Consider the following 15,434-nt stretch of genomic DNA (forward strand, 5'->3'; position numbering starts at 1 on the left):
TCCCGGAATTGTCCTGAAGCCATTTATTCATTCTATTGGTCAAGCAGCAGGTAATTGTGGTTGGCGAGGAGCCCTGCTTTGAATTCCTGGCTTGCCCTATCTGAGTCATAGGCACAAACCGATAAGATTTTGTTGTCTGATACAATTCCATCTGCTGCTTCTTCGGAAGCCAGCAATTTGCCCTGAATTTCCTCTTCGTTGCGCCACTCTACATGTGCCCAGCTGCGGATCACTGAATTCTCTTCTGAATAATTGTCCAGTACCTTTGGAAGAAAATCAAAAATTGAATTAACCCGAAAATCTCCCTTTGCATAATAAAAATCGAAGTTGTTTATAAACGCTACTTTCTGCAAATAACGCTCTTCCAAGCTTTCACAAAGTTTATTTCTGATCTTTCGGATCCATCGGTCATTTTCTATAATAACGGCATATTCATTCAATTTTAATCCGGTGATGACAAAATCTTCTACATTCGACAGGTACCGGTCATAATCCTCAAAAAAATATAAAACATGTCCCTTGGCAAGGCTTCGAAGCTCGGTAACTTCTTTCACTTGCATTCTTTCCAAATTGGCACCCCATTAAGTATAGACATATAACGCCTTCCGTTCAGCTTAACATACTTTAAAGGGAAGAAATGCTATTCGTTAAAAATAGACAAGTTCCGCATCAATTCCGGGCTTTTATTAATAAATAGGAGGATCGGAATGTGCACGAGGATGGCATTCACCCAGCCCGAAGCATAAGATATCCCGAATAGAAGTGAAAGGATGAGAGCGAATGCATGACTACGGAATGTATCCATATCCATTTATGATGCCGGCAGCTGTCAGCCATCAGCCTGTATTTGGGGGCTATCCGATGGAAGGGGACTATGCCGGCAGCTTTTATCACATGCCCCATGGGGATTACCGGGTGCCATTAAAGGATTATGGCCCCAACCCGTTTGTCGTCAATATCAATGAAGCGACGAAACAGAACAAAGCTTTCCGTACAGCCTTGTGGACAGGGAAGCACCTGCAGCTTACTCTGATGAGCCTGAAGCCTGGTGAGGACATTGGACTCGAGAGGCATAATAACCTCGACCAGTTCCTCCGTGTGGAGAAGGGGCAGGGCGTCGTCCAGATGGGGAAGAAGAAGAATAATCTGGATTTCAGAAGGAATATCTATGATGATTCAGCCATATTCATTCCTGCAGGCACATGGCATAATCTCACGAACACTGGGAATACATCGCTGAAGCTGTACTCGATTTATGCGCCTCCAAACCATCCATTTGGCACGATCCATCAAACGAAAGCAGCCGCAGAAGCGGCAGAACAAAGCCACGGACATCGCTCCATATACGCGGGGTATCCTTATGGATGGGGATATTAAGCTGAAAAGAAAGATGAAAGGGAGGCTGCCGGGGTGTGGCAGCTTTCTTTTTAATATAATTATGCTTAGTTATGGTATTATACAAATAAATCCAGCAGAGGGGGGCAGCGATGGCCAAGACTGTCACTTTTTCTTTTGATACAAAATACATCGATTCACGCACAAGTGAAACTTTTACCTTTGAGGAGCTGGGTGTTGCCGAAAACTTGGATGAGGAAGCAGAGAGAAAGATTCTGGAGGACATTCTTCATGCGTAGATTTGGGACAAGCTGAACATCTCTTTCAGCATGGTGTGGAATCAAAATGAATAAATGCATAAAAAAGACCCGCAGCTCCAGAATCACCAGGAGTGCGGGTCTTATTTTTATGCCGAAGCAAGCTTTGCCGCATTCTTAGTACGGAGTACCCCCGTTAATATGCAGCACCTGCCCTGTAACATAAGAAGATTCATCAGAAGCAAAGTATACATAGCCTGGTGCAAGTTCGCTCGGCTGGCCCGGGCGTCCCATTGGCGTCTTGAATTCTCCCTCGCTGCCGAAACCGTCCACCTCGTCTTTTGTAAAAGAGGCAGGGATGAGCGGTGTCCAGATTGGGCCTGGAGCCACGGCATTCACCCGGATTCCCTGTTCGACAAGAGATCCTGAAAGGGAACGTGTAAAGGCAAGGATGGCACCTTTCGTTGAAGAATAGTCAATCAGCTTCGGTGCACCCTGGAAGGCTGTGATGGACGTGGTGTTGACGATAGAGCTGCCAGGCTTCATGTGAACAAGTGCAGCTTTTGTCAGATAGAACATGCTGAAGATATTGGTGCGGAATGTGCGCTCCAGCTGCTCTGCTGTAATGTCTTTGATGGAAGGCTGGGTATGCTGCTCCCCGGCATTGTTGACGAGGATGTCCAGCTTGCCGAATTCAGAGACCACTTTTTCTACGGCTTCCTGGCAAAAAGCTTCTTCGCCGATATCACCGGAGATCAGCAGGCAGCGGCGGCCTTCCTGCTCCACATACTTTTTTGTTTCCCCTGCATCGTCATGCTCGTCGAGATAGGATATGGCTACATCAGCGCCTTCCTTTGCAAAAGCAACAGCGACAGCACGGCCGATTCCGCTGTCGCCGCCTGTAATCAGCGCAATTTTGCCTGACAGCCTCTCACCTTTTCCTGCCAGGTTCTGTGTAAAGTCGGGACGCGGCTCCATTTCATTTTCAAAGCCCGGCTGGCGTTCCTGCATCTGTCCGGGAATCTGTTTTGGCATGTCTTTATCCATGAATCAATCATTCCTTTCTTCTCATATATTGATGCTTTGTGATCTATATCACTTGTAAGCCATATAGATTTCTTACCCTTGAGGTTGGTTTTAAAACAGGATTGTATGCTGATGCACTGCTGAGTCGAGCCGCTCTTTATATAAACTTGTTTTAAGGGGAGAAAACCTTGCTTTAATTTAAAATAATAAAAAACATTAATTATTTATTGAAAAACAATAAAAAATAACTTAAAATCAATATAACTTAACCTGTGAGGTGTTAAAAATGAAAAGGGAAACACTCTTTTTGAAGATAGCTATCTTCCTTATTGGGGCTCCGATACTGGCATTATGTTTATTCGGACTGCCTTCTCTTGCAATCAATGCAGCCCAAAGCGGCTTGGAATGGCGGAACCTGCTTTATGGCATTTTGGCGATTATGTATGTATCGGCCATTCCATTTTTCGCTGCTTTGTTCCAGGCCTTCAAGCTTTTAAATTATATCGACCATAACAGCGCATTCTCAGAAATGGCTGTGAAGGCTTTGAGGACGATAAGAAATTGTGCCATTGCGATTATGCTCCTGTATACAGCAGGCATGCCGCTCTTTTATTTTGCGGCAGAGATCGATGATGCCCCTGGCATCATCCTGATCGGGATGATCATCATTTTTGGTTCCATTGTGATTGCTGTTTTTGCCGCTGTCCTCCAAAAATTATTGAAGAACGCGATCGATATCAAGTCAGAAAATGATCTGACGGTCTGAGGTGAAACTATGGCAATTATCATTCATATCGACGTGATGCTGGCGAAACGCAAAATGAGCGTGACTGAGCTCTCAGAGAGGGTCGGCATCACCATGGCCAATCTTTCTATATTGAAAAATGGAAAAGCAAAAGCAATCCGGCTGACGACCCTGGAAGCCATCTGCAAGGCGCTGGACTGCCAGCCGGGTGATATTCTGGAATACAAAGAGGACGATGAAGAGCCGGAACAATGAATTAGTTCAGATTCTGTCCAGTTAAGGGGAGGTTTCATATGAGCATAGCCATACAGAATGAGGTTAAGAAAAGAACAGTAAGAAAGCAGATGATGGGAGGAGCCCAGCAGCTCTGCCGTTTTGGCTGGGAGCAGGCCTTATCCTGCCTGTTTCCTGTTGTTATCTTTGCTTCCCTGGCTTTGACGAAGATCATCCCGCTTCCGTTCCTGCCGCGGTATGACTGGCTGCTCCTCATCTGTCTCGTGATGCAGTGGGGGATGCTGCGCTCAGGACTTGAAACACGCGATGAATTAAAGGTCATCACATTATTTCACCTTATCGGGCTTGCGCTTGAGCTGTTCAAGGTCCATATGGGCTCCTGGTCTTATCCGGAGGGGGGTTACTTCAAAGTCGGAGGTGTGCCTTTGTACAGCGGGTTCATGTATGCGAGCGTTGCCAGCTATCTATGCCAGGCGTGGAGGAGGCTCAAGGTTGAACTGGTCGACTGGCCGCCGTTTTGGCTGGTTGTCCCGCTTGCTGCCGCCATTTACCTGAATTTCTTCACCCACCATTACTGGATAGACATCCGCTGGTGGCTCTCTGGGCTTGTAATCATTGTCTTTTGGCGTTCCCGGGTCATCTACGAGGTAGGAGGGATCAAGCACCATATGCCGATTTCCCTATCATTCGTACTCATCGGATTTTTTATATGGATAGCGGAAAACATCGCTACCTTTTTCGGGGCCTGGGAATATCCGAACCAGGAGGATGCCTGGAGCCTGGTCCATCTTGGCAAGGTGAGCTCCTGGCTGTTATTGGTAATCGTCAGCTTCCTGATCGTTGCGACGCTGAAGCTGGTCAAGGGAAAGTCACATTAATTAATAAAAGCCGTATCCTTCTTGCAGGGATGCGGCTTTATCTATACTAATCTGATCGCTGTTTCAGGAATTCACTGACGTTCCGGACGAAATTTTCCTTCGGATAAGTATGATATAAAGTGCTGGAAAGCCGGACTGGGTCGCCGGAGAAATATCTCTCATAATGGGTCTGCCTTGTGCCAAAGGGGCTCATCGTCAAATCCCAGGCCAGCCGGAAGAGCTGGACCCGTTCCTTTGCATTCAAGCCTTCCGTTTGAAGATATTGATCTAGATCCGCCCGGATGCCTGATTCAAAATCCTTTTCCGTCGGCAGTGAAGTCATGCCGCTTGCACCGATCACCTGGATGATCTCGCAAAAGCGGGGATACAGATCAGGGAAAAGATTGCTGGCAATCTGGAGAGGGACGATGCTCGGGCGCATGCAGCCGAATTCATCGGGAGCTGCATCTTTTTCTGACTTCTCGAGCAGCGCTTTCATCGATTCAAGCCCAATGATGATCTCGGCCATCTTGGCTTGTATATGCTGATATTCACTGACATTGATGCACTTTACGATAGATTCGGCAATGCCGAGGATGAATTCTGTTTTAACGATCTGCCTGATTAATGCCTGGTGGTAAGCAAATGAATGGAAGCTGCTTTTATTTTTGAGTGCCAGGGCGGCCTCGACATTGTCATAGAGGAATACCCTTTCCCAAGGGACCAGTACATCATCAAACACGACAATAGCGTCCATCTCATCATAATGGGAGCTGAGGGGATAATCAAAGGCAGAGCCTTCGCCTGCAAAGGAGCCCCTGCAGATGAATCTCAGCCCCTCTGTGTCGGAGGGGATTGAAAAAGCAAGTGCCTCTTCCGTATCAAACCTGCCGGGCGAGCTGAGGACCAGCAGTTCATCGGTCAATCCTCCCTGTGTCGCCAAAAGGCGGGCTCCCTTGATGACCAGGCCATCATGGTTCCTCTCGATCACTCTCGCTGAGATGGGGGTGTCAGAGCCAAGATAAAAGGCAGTGCGGTTAACCTGGGGTGTAATGAGCGTATGGGTGAATGAAAGGTCCTGATTTGTGGCGCGGTCATAAAGGGCGCGGACATTGTCAGGAAAGCAGTTTTCCCTGCCCTCCAGGAGGGAGGCTGAGGCTGCCAGGCTCATGACTGCCGTATTCATATAATCCGGGCTCCTGCCCATCATGCCATGAGTGCTCCTTGCCCAATGTTCAATCATCTTCCTTCTTTTCACCAGATCATCTTTTGTTTGAGGCATAAGGTATGACAGGCCTGCAAGCTCTCCCGTGCCAGGCATGCGGAATGTCATCTCCTCCTGCAATTGCGGATCGCACTGTCTGTCATAAAGCGAGGCCTTTGCCGCCACAATTCCTTTAAAAGCAGGATGTTCCGAGATTTTCCCCGCGACTCTTTCCCCATCCAGCCAAACCTCGTTTTCCATCAGATCCAAACGTTCAATGAATTCCTTTCCATTCCGAATCCCCATCGTCCCAATCCCCTTTACATTTTTGGCCAACAGAACGCGCCTTTAAGCTATTATCACTGTATTGTCCGGCTTGGCTATTCGTTCCAGCGGGAAAAGCCCTGTTTTTGAATGGGCTGATGGCTTTATCTGAGGTATTCGCGGCATATTTTAATCAATCTGCCGTTAATTCGATCAATTCCGAGTCTCTACATAAAAAACCAGCAGCTCAAACCGAGCAGCTGGCTTTATATTTTAATGTAATGCAGGACCAAACGCCGGCAGCCTATCCTCCAGGCTGCTGAAGCAAAGCTCCAGGGTCTTTCCGGGCAACTGTTTACAGATAAGCAGAGAAGTCAGCTATCCCTGCATAAGGTTCACGATTTCTGATCTTCCGCTCCAGATCCTGCAGCGTATATTCCTGCCAATCTTCTAAATGGGCTTTATCCCATTTTCGGTCAAATAAATGATATAAGAAAATCTCCCTCAATTTTAAAAACACCGGTATCTGGGCAATTGTGCCGGGGTGGAGCTCAGTTTCGGACAGATATCCGCTAAAAACATGATGCATAAAACGGCGCGAGAAAGCTTCTGCCTCTCCGTTGAACGAGTCCTGCTGCCAGCAGGCATGGTAGAACAACACGGCCAGATCCTGCGCAAACCAATTAAAGGCACATTCATCAAAGTCGATGACCACAACCTCTCCGGTTTCCCGGACAATGAAATTCCCTTGATGGAAGTCATTATGGATAAGTCCAAAGGTATCCGGGGATGGTTTGTATTGCTGCAGAGCGCCCATCAGCCGGTCAAATTCTTCCATGAGCCAGCCAGCCAGGCCATCTCTGATACCGAACACATCCGGATTCTTTTTTGTCCATACCGGCCGCCTATTATTCCCAATGTTATAGCCTTTTGATAATGCGTGCATCCTTCCCAATATCCGGCCGAACTGTTTAAAATTCTTTTCGTTCCAATGAGCTGGATTGGTCACATCAACAGGATTTCCCCTGACATATTCGAAGCAAGCCTTTACCAGTCCATCATCCAGTTCAATTTGCCTGGCCGGGTTAGATAAAGGAATTCCGTTACTATGCAAGAAATCCATCCACTGAAGCTCCTGCCGTACATAATCCGCTGACTTGCCATTAGCGGAAATCCTTATGATTCTATTATGTTTTTCATCGTAAAACACTTCATTATGGAAACCGCCGCTGAGGCGCACGTATTCCTCTTTCATACCGGAATCCCTCTTCCTGAGAACTTGATTATATTAATAGTATAAGCAGATTTTAGGCCGTGGCAAATCATTTATGGATTAATTTGTAAAAGACAGGGAGGCAAGAATATAAATAAGGAGAGGGCATTATGATGGAAAAAAATAAGATTCCCCTGAGCTGCAGGAGAATCTAATAAATATATTTTTATCTGCTGGCTTTAAGCTGTCCTGCTAATAATCACAAACACTCCGACTCAACGATATGGATCAGGGCCTTCAGCATCTCAACTGATTGGTCCAGTGTAAGGGAATAATAACGCTGCGTACCCCGCTGTTCCATTGCAACAAGCTTCTGGTCCCGAAGGATTTTTAAATGATGGGAAATAGCCGGCCTGGATAAGGCAGACTGATCCGCTATTTCATTTACACTTAAGCTTTCATGATCGGCCAAGAGTAAAATGATATCCTGTCTTGCGGGATCGCTTAATGCCGTGAAAAGCGGTATGCATGAACGGAATACTTCAATTGCCTGCTGTCCCATCGAACAAACTCCTTTAGCCTTTTTCTCCCATAATTAAAGCTTATTTAAGCGTCTTTTGCAACATATTTAGCGATCTTGGCCGCCGCGCTTCTTGGAAGAAATTTTGCGGCATAGGCCCCAAGCTTATTCGAGGTGCCCGTAATGACCACACGCTTTCCAGCCATCAGGGCCCGGTATCCCTGCTGTGCAACCTCACTTGAATCCATGGCTCCGCTGAACATTTTGGTTTTTTCCACCTTTGCAACAGAGGCAAAATTGGTCTTAGTGGCACCCGGACATAAGGTGGTGACGGTGACATTTGTATCTGCCAGTTCTTCGGCCAGGGCTTCTGACAATGATAATACATAAGCTTTCGTCGCATAATAAACAGCCATTAAAGGGCCAGGCTGGAAGGCAGCAGTACTGGCAACATTCAGGATTCTGGCCTTATCCTTTTGACTCTTAAGGCCAGGCAGAAAATGATAGGTCAGCTCAGTAAGGGCGGTGACATTCAATTGGATCATTTCTGCCTGCTTCCGAATATCCAGCTCATGGAATGGCCCCATAAGCCCGAAGCCTGCATTATTCACTAACACATCAATGGATATTCCAGCCGCTGAGACTTCCTCATAAACCTCTTTTGCCGCGCCTGCTATACTCAAATCCTTACTGATGGTTAAAACCGAAAGATCTTGGAACTCTTTTTTAATTTCCTCCAGCTTTGCTTTATTCCTGGCCACCAATACCAAGTCATAACCGTCTGCAGCAAACAATTTTACAAAGTCATATCCTAAGCCACTGGTTGCGCCTGTAATTAAAACAGATTTTTTCATCATTAAAACCTCCATCTTTTATATAAATGTTTAAAAGTTTAAGTGTTTAAGTGTTTAAACATATAATATGACGAAGGGAAACTTCTTGCAAGTATTTTATTGTGGAAGAATCTTAAATGACAGAAGAGGGATGAAGCCCAGCAATGGAGAATCTATCCGTAAGAGCTATTTCAGCGCTTCATGAATAGAGGGAAAAGATGAATACCGATAAAAGAAACCGGCTGGAAGAGACCCCCTTCAGTTATCGTATCAATAAAGAGAATACAGTTTTTCTGGAGTATTTCGGAAAGCAAGTGAAGATTCTCAAAGGAAAAGAGGCTGAGAGGTTTTTAAAAAGAATGGATTCAGCTTTAAACGAAAAGGAAACACAATTAATCATGGCGAAGGCAACTGGCAATTTCAAGAGAGGAAATGAAAAGCAGGCCTTGGAGCAAAGGGGAAAGGAATAGGCCCAAAGGATGCCAGGCAGGGAAACTAAAACCCTCTGCACCACAGAAATCAAACCAGAGGGTGCTAGTCAGAGAAACTAAGACCCTCTGAATCATAAAAACCAAATCAGAGGGTGTTAATCAGAGAAACTAAGACCCTCTGAGTCACAAAAATGCAATCAGAGGGTTCTAGTCAGAGGAACTAAGACCCTCTGAATCGCAAAATTGCAACCAGAGGGTGTTAGTCAGATAAACTAAGACCCTCTGAATCACAAAAATGCAATCAGAGGGTTCTAGTCAGAGGAACTAAGACCCTCTGAATTGCAAAAACCAAACCAGAGGGTGTTAGTCAGAGAAACTAAGACCCTCTGAATCACAAAAGTGCAAACAGAGGGTGCTAGTCAGAGGAACTAAGATCCTCTGAATCGCAAAAGTGCAACCAGAGGGTGCTAGTCAGAGAAACTAAAACCCCCTGAATCACAAAAATGCAACCAGAGGGTGCCAGAGCAGCCGCCATTGGAAGACTCTGATGATGCCTAATATGAAGGGTTTCCTTTTTCAGAAACGAATCCTGTTATTATCGTAAAAATAAGGAGACAGAAGGAGAGCGCTAGTGGATAAAATAAAAGAACTGCACATACCAAAGGATGCCAGGATAATCGTCACTTCGGATATCCACGGAGAAATTGGCCTTTTCAAGGAGCTTTTGGAAAAGGTTGATTTTAACAGTGAGGATTACCTCATTATCAACGGCGATATTTGTGAAAAGGGCAGGAACAGCAAGGAGACTGTGAAATACATAATGGAGCTTGCATCGCTCAATCCCCGGGTGCAGGTGATTGAAGGAAATTGCGAGGCTCTGGTTGGGGAGCTGCTTGCAGAAAATCCATTGCTTATCAGTTATTTACTGACAAGGCGCTATTGCCTTTTCAATGAATGGCTGGCAGACGCGGGGTTCCCGCTGAATGAACAGACAAGCATCAGTGAGGTAAAAGAAGTCTTGATAGAGCATTTTTCAGAGGAAATCGAGTGGCTGTCCAGCCTGCCGACAGCTATCGAAACAGAAGATTATATCTTCGTCCACGCAGGGCTGGAGAATTTGGGAAATTGGAGGGAGACAGACAGGGATAAGGCTATTTCGATTCCTTCTTTTCTGGAAAAATCCCATCAGGCAGAGAAGTTTGTAGTCGTCGGCCATTGGCCTGTTGTGAATTATTCTAAAGATATTCCGAGTGATAATCCAATCATTGATCGGGAGAAAAAAATAATCAGCATCGATGGCGGGAACAGGGTGAAGGATAAAGGGCAATTGAACGCCTTCATCATCCAGAGGAATGCTGGTGAGGATATGTTCTCCCATGCCTATGTGGACGGAATCCCTGCTTGCCGGGCCGTTAAGGATTTCTCTGAAACCTTTGATATGAAGGGGGCCATACTTTACCCTGATTATGATATCGTTCCTTTTGAAGAAGATGAGTATTTTACCTTATGCAGGCAGCCGGGTAAGGACGAGCTGCTTTATGTGAAAAATGAATACATCTTGCAAGAAGAGAATGGCAGGTACAAGGTGAAATCTGATGTTTCCTGCTCCCTTATAGCCGTGAGTAAAGGGGATGCTGTGTCTGTTCTGGATGACAGCTGCTCAGGCTTTGCACTGATCAAAAAGGACGGGATGACCGGCTGGGTGAGGAAAGAAATTCTGCCTGCTGCTGTGCTTGCAAATTAAAGGATCTGGGCATTCTTATAGCAGTCTAAATAATAGGAGGACACTACATGAATAAATTCAGTCTGTTCGGCAGGTTTACAGTAAAAGAAGGGGAACGGGATCATATGGTCAGTATCCTTCTTGAAGCAGCGGAATCCATGAAGGAACTGAATGAATGCGAAATCTATCATGTCCATACATCAGAAGCTGAGCCGGATGCTGTCTATGTATACGAGGTGTGGAGCAATGAGGCTGCCCATCAAAACTCTTTGTCCCTTGAATCAACCAAGACCTTAATCAAGCGTGCCAAGCCTATCATTGCCGGGATGGAGCGGATCAGCACCATGGAAGCCAGGGGAGGAAAGAGTATCTCCGGCTCTTAATATTGAACAGGGGAAAATCAGCTGCCAGTCTCTGGCGGCTTTTCTTTTTTCAGGAGGGTGAGAAACTCAAATCATTCGGTTGACTTTCCAGCGGTTTCGGTGTTTAATATGACTAACGAACGTCAGGAAGGGGATTTAACTGTGGCTGTTGAGCTGACCAGTGAAAGAATCAAAATGACTGCTCTGAAGCATTTTGCCCAGTTCGGCTATGAAGGGGCCTCGATGGCGAATATTGCAGAAGAAGTCGGTATCAGGAAGCAGTCTATCTATACACACTTCAAAGGAAAAGATGAGCTGCTGCTGGAAGTGCTGGATGATGTGCTGGAGGAAGAACTGAGGTTTTTGGATGACTATACAGAAACCCATAAGGAGAGCCGGCTTGAGGACTTCCTTTATGGTTTTCTTTTACAATACCGTGACCGCTATGGAAACGATGACTTTACGAAGTTTTTATTAAGGATGCTCTTTTTTCAGCCTGCCCATCTTTCAAAAGAGGCGGAGGAATTCGGCCGGAAATATGTCGATCATCTCGAAGAAATGCTTATTCTCGCTGCCAGTAAGGGAGAAGAGGACGGACGGATTGACAGCGAGTTGGGGGCGAGGCCGGCCGCAGTGGCGTATACGGGTGTGCTGGATGGTTTGTTTTTCGAGCTGTTGACAGGAGATGCATCAAGGGTCCAGGAGAAGCTTGATTTTTCCTGGCGTGTCTATTGGAGAGGGGTATCCAGTAAGCGCAGCAGGACATGATACTTACAGGAGGAAAAGGTATGAAAAGAAATAACATTGCTTTGGCCATTCTGCTTATGAATCTGCTGATTGCCTTTTTAGGAATCGGCCTAGTGATTCCTGTTACACCTGCCATTATGAATGAATTGAATATATCGGGTACGGTTGTCGGTTATATGATTGCTGCCTTCGCGGGCGCCCAGCTGATTGTGTCGCCTATAGCGGGAAGATGGGCAGACCAGTTCGGCAGGAAGAGGATGATTGTGATTGGCCTGTTCATTTTCAGCGCCTCTGAGCTCTTGTTCGGCCTGGGGCAGTCTGTTATGCCTCTATTTGTCTCCCGCATCCTTGGAGGCGTGAGTGCGGCGTTCATCATGCCTGCTGTTACGGCGTTTATTGCTGACATTACAACGATTAAATCCAGGCCAAAAGCGCTTGGCTATATGTCCGCGGCCATCTCGACAGGATTCATTATCGGGCCTGCCATCGGCGGATTTTTGGCTGAAGTTGACACAAGGCTTCCGTTCTTTTTTGCGGCGGCGTTTGCCCTTGGTGCGGCTGTATTATCGCTGATGACGCTGAAAGAGCCGGAACGGAATCCGGAAAATGAGGAAGCTGAGGAAGCCGGGACACAGAAAGCAGGCTTAAAGAGGGTCTTCGCACCAATCTATTTCATCCCGTTTGTGATCATTCTGATCTCTGCCTTTGGCCTGGCGTCCTTTGAGTCGCTGTTCTCATTATTTGCCGACCGCAAGTTCGGATTTTCGCCGAAAGATATCGCTATTATGATTACAGGGGGAGCCATTCTTGGTGCCATCGTCCAGATTGTCTTCTTTAGCAAGCTCACGATTTGGCTCGGGGAAATCCGGCTCATCCGCTATTGCTTGATCTTTTCGGCTGTGCTTGTATATCTGATGACGACGGTGAACTCTTATGCAGTGATTCTGATGGTTACAATGACGGTTTTCGTCGGCTTTGATTTGATAAGGCCTGCCGCTACCACTTATCTTTCGAAGATAGCAGGGAATGAGCAGGGGTTTGTCGGAGGCATGAACTCAATGTTTACAAGCATAGGCAATGTTTTGGGACCGATCATCGGCGGGATGCTTTTTGATGTGGATTTTGACTATCCCTTTTATTTTGCAGCCGTTATGATTGTCCTTTCGATTGGCCTTTCATTCTTATGGGCGGAACCAGGGAAAAGGAAGAAAAAAGTGGCGGGGAAGTTGTCTGCCGGGTGATAAAGGGAGCTGATTGGTTTAATGCCAGTCAGTTTTTTTCTTGCTGCTGCGGTAACCGTAGAAAATATATAAAAAAGCCGCTCTGCTGCAATAGCAGAGCGGCTTTCATTTTAGTTGCGGATCAGGTAATCAAACGCACCGAGGGAAGCAGTCGCGCCGGATCCCATGGAAATGATGATTTGCTTATAGGCGCTGTCTGTGCAGTCGCCGGCCGCAAATACACCAGGGACATTGGTCGCGCCGTGCTTGTCCACGATGATTTCGCCGAAGCGTGTACGCTCGATTGAATCGCCGAGCCAGTCTGTGTTTGGCACAAGACCGATTTGAACGAAGACACCCTGAAGCTCAACATGATGCTCTTCTCCTGTCTCACGGTCAATATAGGAAATGCCGTTCACTTTATCAGTACCGGTGATTTCCTTTGTCTGAACGTTCTTCAGGACAGTTACGTTAGGCAGGCTGTACAGGCGGTCCTGGAGGACAGCATCGGCCTTCAGCTCAGGCATGAATTCAAGGACAGTTACGTGCTTGACAATGCCGGCCAGGTCGATTGCCGCTTCAATTCCGGAGTTTCCGCCGCCGATAACGGCAACATCCTTACCTTCAAAGAGCGGGCCGTCACAGTGAGGGCAGTATGCCACACCTTTGTTCTTGAACTCAGCTTCACCAGGGACGTTGACATTGCGCCAGCGGGCACCTGTTGAAAGGATGACGCTCTTGCTCTTCAGCACAGCGCCATTTTCAAGTTCAAGTTCGATCAGGTCTTTCTTTTCCAGGCTCTTCGCGCGCTGAAGGTTCATAACATCAATGCCGTACTCTTTCACATGCTCCTCAAGGCTTGCAACAAGCTTAGGGCCTTCCGTATGCTTGACACTGATGAAGTTCTCGATGCCAAGAGTATCCATAACCTGGCCGCCGAAACGCTCGGCTACAATGCCGGTGCGGATGCCTTTACGTGCCGCATAGATTGCCGCACTCGCGCCGGCAGGGCCGCCGCCGACAACAAGGACATCGTAAGGGTCTTTATCAGACAGCTCGGATGCATCCGGGCCGCTGCCCATTTTGCCAAGAATTTCTTCAAGGCTCATGCGGCCGCTGCCGAATGATTCGCCGTTCAGGAAGACTGTCGGAACAGCCATGATGTCTCTGCTTTCGACTTCTTCCTTGAAAGCGGCGCCGTCAATCATCGTATGCGTGATGTTTGGATTGAGAACGCTCATCAGATTGAGTGCCTGTACCACATCAGGGCAGTTATGGCAGCTCAGGCTGATATATGATTCAAAGCGATATTCGCCTTTGATGTTTTTAATCTGGTCAATAACCTTCTGGTCGGCTTTAGGTGCCCTTCCGCTGACCTGCAGCAAAGCAAGCACCAGTGAAGTGAATTCATGTCCTAGAGGGATACCGGCAAAAGTTACTCCTGTATCTTCACCGATCCGATTCACACTAAAGCTTGGTGTCCTATGCAATTCTGCTTTTTCCACCTTAATGCTGGATGACATGGAGGCCAATTCGTCTACCAGTGCCAGCATATCGCGGGAGACGTCGTCAGAGCCTGCGCTGACCTTGAGCAGGACCTCGCCTTCCATTAATTGAAGATATTGAGCTAACTGTGCTTTTATATCTGCATCTAGTACCATTTGAATTTCTCTCCTTAGATTTTTCCTACAAGGTCAAGGCTTGGCTTAAGTGTTTCTCCGCCTTCCTGCCATTTAGCAGGGCAAACTTCACCTGGATTGTTGCGTACATATTGGGCTGCTTTGATTTTGTTGACGATTGTGCTTGCGTCACGGCCGATGCCGCCTGCATTGATTTCAACTGTCTGGATGATGCCGTCTGGATCGATGATGAAAGTACCGCGGTCTGCAAGGCCTTCCTCTTCGTCAAGAACATCGAAGTTGCGAGTAATCTTTTGTGATGGGTCACCGATCATAACGTACTCGATCTTGCTGATTGCTTCTGAGTGGTCATGCCAAGCTTTATGTGTAAAGTGAGTGTCTGTTGAAACAGAGTACACTTCAACTCCAAGATCTTTCAAAGTTGCATATTCGTTCTGAAGGTCTTCAAGCTCAGTTGGGCATACGAAAGTGAAATCTGCAGGGTAGAAGCAGACTACGCTCCACTTTCCTTTGAAGTTTTCTTCTGTTACATCGATGAAATCACCGTTAAAGTAAGCTTTTGCTGAGAATGGCAGTACTTCTTTTCCAATTAAAGACATTTGAATTCCTCCTAAGTATTTTTTTTAGAAAATAATAGCATGCCCACAGGACGTCACTATTACTTATCTATAATTATTATAATCAGATATAAATTATTATATATTAGGGTGTGGTTTGTCAAGCGATAGCCGACTAGGAATTAGATTTCCCTTTAACATAGGGAGATTATTTTTTAATAAAACAAATGGCACACACCATTCGGTATGTGCCAATCTAATTGACC

The 15,434-nt window shown here is 46.5% G+C and carries 18 protein-coding genes; 10 read left to right on the forward strand and 8 right to left on the reverse strand.

The features are described from left to right. Positions 1–32: 32 nt before the first annotated feature. Entirely contained in the window at positions 33–560 is a 528-nt protein-coding gene (locus tag Q9R36_RS12750; RefSeq protein ID WP_311225399.1) for an MEDS domain-containing protein, read from the reverse strand. A 220-nt stretch (positions 561–780) separates the two neighbouring features. Between Q9R36_RS12750 and Q9R36_RS12755 the strand changes: the two genes are divergently transcribed. After that, positions 781–1,377 (forward strand): cupin domain-containing protein, encoded by a 597-nt coding sequence (locus Q9R36_RS12755; protein WP_257992811.1) that lies wholly within the window; start codon positions 781–783, stop codon positions 1,375–1,377. A 110-nt stretch (positions 1,378–1,487) separates the two neighbouring features. Beyond that, positions 1,488–1,634 (forward strand): hypothetical protein, encoded by a 147-nt coding sequence (locus tag Q9R36_RS12760; protein WP_311225243.1) that lies wholly within the window; start codon positions 1,488–1,490, stop codon positions 1,632–1,634. A gap of 135 nt (positions 1,635–1,769) precedes the next feature. Here Q9R36_RS12760 and Q9R36_RS12765 read toward each other — a convergent pair whose 3' ends face one another. After that, a complete protein-coding gene (locus Q9R36_RS12765; RefSeq protein ID WP_311225244.1) occupies positions 1,770–2,639 on the reverse strand; it encodes an SDR family oxidoreductase in 870 nt (289 codons plus the stop codon). 265 nt (positions 2,640–2,904) lie between these two features. Here Q9R36_RS12765 and Q9R36_RS12770 point away from each other — a divergent pair, with 265 nt between their 5' ends. The 3 genes from Q9R36_RS12770 (at position 2,905) to Q9R36_RS12780 (ending at position 4,475) form a co-directional block, all read left to right on the forward strand. Beyond that, the gene (locus tag Q9R36_RS12770; RefSeq protein WP_129613186.1) at positions 2,905–3,384 is read left to right on the forward strand and encodes a DUF2975 domain-containing protein; all 480 of its coding nucleotides are present in this window, start codon (positions 2,905–2,907) and stop codon (positions 3,382–3,384) included. A gap of 9 nt (positions 3,385–3,393) precedes the next feature. After that, positions 3,394–3,618 (forward strand): helix-turn-helix domain-containing protein, encoded by a 225-nt coding sequence (locus Q9R36_RS12775; RefSeq protein ID WP_129613187.1) that lies wholly within the window; start codon positions 3,394–3,396, stop codon positions 3,616–3,618. Between the two features lie 92 nt (positions 3,619–3,710). Further along, the gene (locus Q9R36_RS12780; protein WP_311225400.1) at positions 3,711–4,475 is read left to right on the forward strand and encodes a DUF817 domain-containing protein; all 765 of its coding nucleotides are present in this window, start codon (positions 3,711–3,713) and stop codon (positions 4,473–4,475) included. A gap of 46 nt (positions 4,476–4,521) precedes the next feature. Here Q9R36_RS12780 and hpaB read toward each other — a convergent pair whose 3' ends face one another. From hpaB to Q9R36_RS12800, 4 genes are all read right to left on the reverse strand, one after another. Next, positions 4,522–5,964 (reverse strand): 4-hydroxyphenylacetate 3-monooxygenase, oxygenase component, encoded by a 1,443-nt coding sequence (hpaB, locus tag Q9R36_RS12785; RefSeq protein WP_311225245.1) that lies wholly within the window; start codon positions 5,962–5,964, stop codon positions 4,522–4,524. A 313-nt stretch (positions 5,965–6,277) separates the two neighbouring features. Continuing rightward, the gene (locus Q9R36_RS12790) at positions 6,278–7,177 is read right to left on the reverse strand and encodes a phosphotransferase enzyme family protein (RefSeq protein WP_311225246.1); all 900 of its coding nucleotides are present in this window, start codon (positions 7,175–7,177) and stop codon (positions 6,278–6,280) included. A gap of 217 nt (positions 7,178–7,394) precedes the next feature. Next, the gene (locus Q9R36_RS12795; RefSeq protein ID WP_094767952.1) at positions 7,395–7,697 is read right to left on the reverse strand and encodes an ArsR/SmtB family transcription factor; all 303 of its coding nucleotides are present in this window, start codon (positions 7,695–7,697) and stop codon (positions 7,395–7,397) included. Between the two features lie 44 nt (positions 7,698–7,741). Then, positions 7,742–8,509 carry an SDR family NAD(P)-dependent oxidoreductase gene (locus tag Q9R36_RS12800; RefSeq protein WP_022544543.1) on the reverse strand — a complete coding sequence of 256 codons (768 nt, stop codon included), beginning with the start codon at positions 8,507–8,509 and terminating at the stop codon, positions 7,742–7,744. Between the two features lie 197 nt (positions 8,510–8,706). Here Q9R36_RS12800 and Q9R36_RS12805 point away from each other — a divergent pair, with 197 nt between their 5' ends. The 5 genes from Q9R36_RS12805 to Q9R36_RS12825 all read left to right on the forward strand — a co-directional run bounded on the left by Q9R36_RS12805 (position 8,707) and on the right by Q9R36_RS12825 (position 12,992). Continuing rightward, a complete protein-coding gene (locus Q9R36_RS12805) occupies positions 8,707–8,958 on the forward strand; it encodes a hypothetical protein (protein ID WP_311225247.1) in 252 nt (83 codons plus the stop codon). A gap of 592 nt (positions 8,959–9,550) precedes the next feature. Beyond that, positions 9,551–10,663 carry a metallophosphoesterase gene (locus tag Q9R36_RS12810; protein WP_311225248.1) on the forward strand — a complete coding sequence of 371 codons (1,113 nt, stop codon included), beginning with the start codon at positions 9,551–9,553 and terminating at the stop codon, positions 10,661–10,663. Positions 10,664–10,710: 47 nt separating this feature from the next. Further along, positions 10,711–11,025, forward strand: a complete 315-nt coding sequence (locus Q9R36_RS12815; protein ID WP_311225249.1) for a putative quinol monooxygenase — start codon at positions 10,711–10,713, stop codon at positions 11,023–11,025. A 108-nt stretch (positions 11,026–11,133) separates the two neighbouring features. After that, positions 11,134–11,772, forward strand: a complete 639-nt coding sequence (locus tag Q9R36_RS12820; RefSeq protein ID WP_311225250.1) for a TetR/AcrR family transcriptional regulator — start codon at positions 11,134–11,136, stop codon at positions 11,770–11,772. A gap of 20 nt (positions 11,773–11,792) precedes the next feature. Further along, the gene (locus tag Q9R36_RS12825; RefSeq protein ID WP_311225251.1) at positions 11,793–12,992 is read left to right on the forward strand and encodes an MFS transporter; all 1,200 of its coding nucleotides are present in this window, start codon (positions 11,793–11,795) and stop codon (positions 12,990–12,992) included. A gap of 110 nt (positions 12,993–13,102) precedes the next feature. Here Q9R36_RS12825 and ahpF read toward each other — a convergent pair whose 3' ends face one another. Further along, positions 13,103–14,632 carry an alkyl hydroperoxide reductase subunit F gene (gene ahpF, locus Q9R36_RS12830; RefSeq protein WP_101548780.1) on the reverse strand — a complete coding sequence of 510 codons (1,530 nt, stop codon included), beginning with the start codon at positions 14,630–14,632 and terminating at the stop codon, positions 13,103–13,105. Positions 14,633–14,646: 14 nt separating this feature from the next. Then, on the reverse strand, positions 14,647–15,210 hold the full coding sequence (gene ahpC, locus Q9R36_RS12835; protein ID WP_009794427.1) for an alkyl hydroperoxide reductase subunit C: 564 nt from the start codon (positions 15,208–15,210) through the stop codon (positions 14,647–14,649). Between the last annotated feature and the right edge of the window lie 224 nt (positions 15,211–15,434).

Source organism: Bacillus sp. AG4(2022) (genome assembly GCF_031844465.1).
In the GTDB taxonomy this organism is placed as follows: domain Bacteria; phylum Bacillota; class Bacilli; order Bacillales; family Cytobacillaceae; genus Bacillus_AB; species Bacillus_AB infantis.

Coding starts and splice junctions, on each gene's coding strand:
- Q9R36_RS12800 (WP_022544543.1), bottom strand. CDS start 8,509: ATGAAAAAATCTGTTTTAATTACAGGCGCAACCAGTGGCTTAGGATAT.
- Q9R36_RS12770 (WP_129613186.1), top strand. CDS start 2,905: ATGAAAAGGGAAACACTCTTTTTGAAGATAGCTATCTTCCTTATTGGG.
- Q9R36_RS12805 (WP_311225247.1), top strand. CDS start 8,707: ATGAATACCGATAAAAGAAACCGGCTGGAAGAGACCCCCTTCAGTTAT.
- ahpF (WP_101548780.1), bottom strand. CDS start 14,632: ATGGTACTAGATGCAGATATAAAAGCACAGTTAGCTCAATATCTTCAA.
- Q9R36_RS12760 (WP_311225243.1), top strand. CDS start 1,488: ATGGCCAAGACTGTCACTTTTTCTTTTGATACAAAATACATCGATTCA.
- Q9R36_RS12780 (WP_311225400.1), top strand. CDS start 3,711: ATGGGAGGAGCCCAGCAGCTCTGCCGTTTTGGCTGGGAGCAGGCCTTA.
- Q9R36_RS12795 (WP_094767952.1), bottom strand. CDS start 7,697: ATGGGACAGCAGGCAATTGAAGTATTCCGTTCATGCATACCGCTTTTC.
- Q9R36_RS12750 (WP_311225399.1), bottom strand. CDS start 560: ATGCAAGTGAAAGAAGTTACCGAGCTTCGAAGCCTTGCCAAGGGACAT.
- Q9R36_RS12755 (WP_257992811.1), top strand. CDS start 781: ATGCATGACTACGGAATGTATCCATATCCATTTATGATGCCGGCAGCT.
- Q9R36_RS12825 (WP_311225251.1), top strand. CDS start 11,793: ATGAAAAGAAATAACATTGCTTTGGCCATTCTGCTTATGAATCTGCTG.
- Q9R36_RS12790 (WP_311225246.1), bottom strand. CDS start 7,177: ATGAAAGAGGAATACGTGCGCCTCAGCGGCGGTTTCCATAATGAAGTG.
- hpaB (WP_311225245.1), bottom strand. CDS start 5,964: ATGGGGATTCGGAATGGAAAGGAATTCATTGAACGTTTGGATCTGATG.
- Q9R36_RS12775 (WP_129613187.1), top strand. CDS start 3,394: ATGGCAATTATCATTCATATCGACGTGATGCTGGCGAAACGCAAAATG.
- Q9R36_RS12815 (WP_311225249.1), top strand. CDS start 10,711: ATGAATAAATTCAGTCTGTTCGGCAGGTTTACAGTAAAAGAAGGGGAA.
- ahpC (WP_009794427.1), bottom strand. CDS start 15,210: ATGTCTTTAATTGGAAAAGAAGTACTGCCATTCTCAGCAAAAGCTTAC.
- Q9R36_RS12765 (WP_311225244.1), bottom strand. CDS start 2,639: ATGGATAAAGACATGCCAAAACAGATTCCCGGACAGATGCAGGAACGC.
- Q9R36_RS12820 (WP_311225250.1), top strand. CDS start 11,134: ATGACTAACGAACGTCAGGAAGGGGATTTAACTGTGGCTGTTGAGCTG.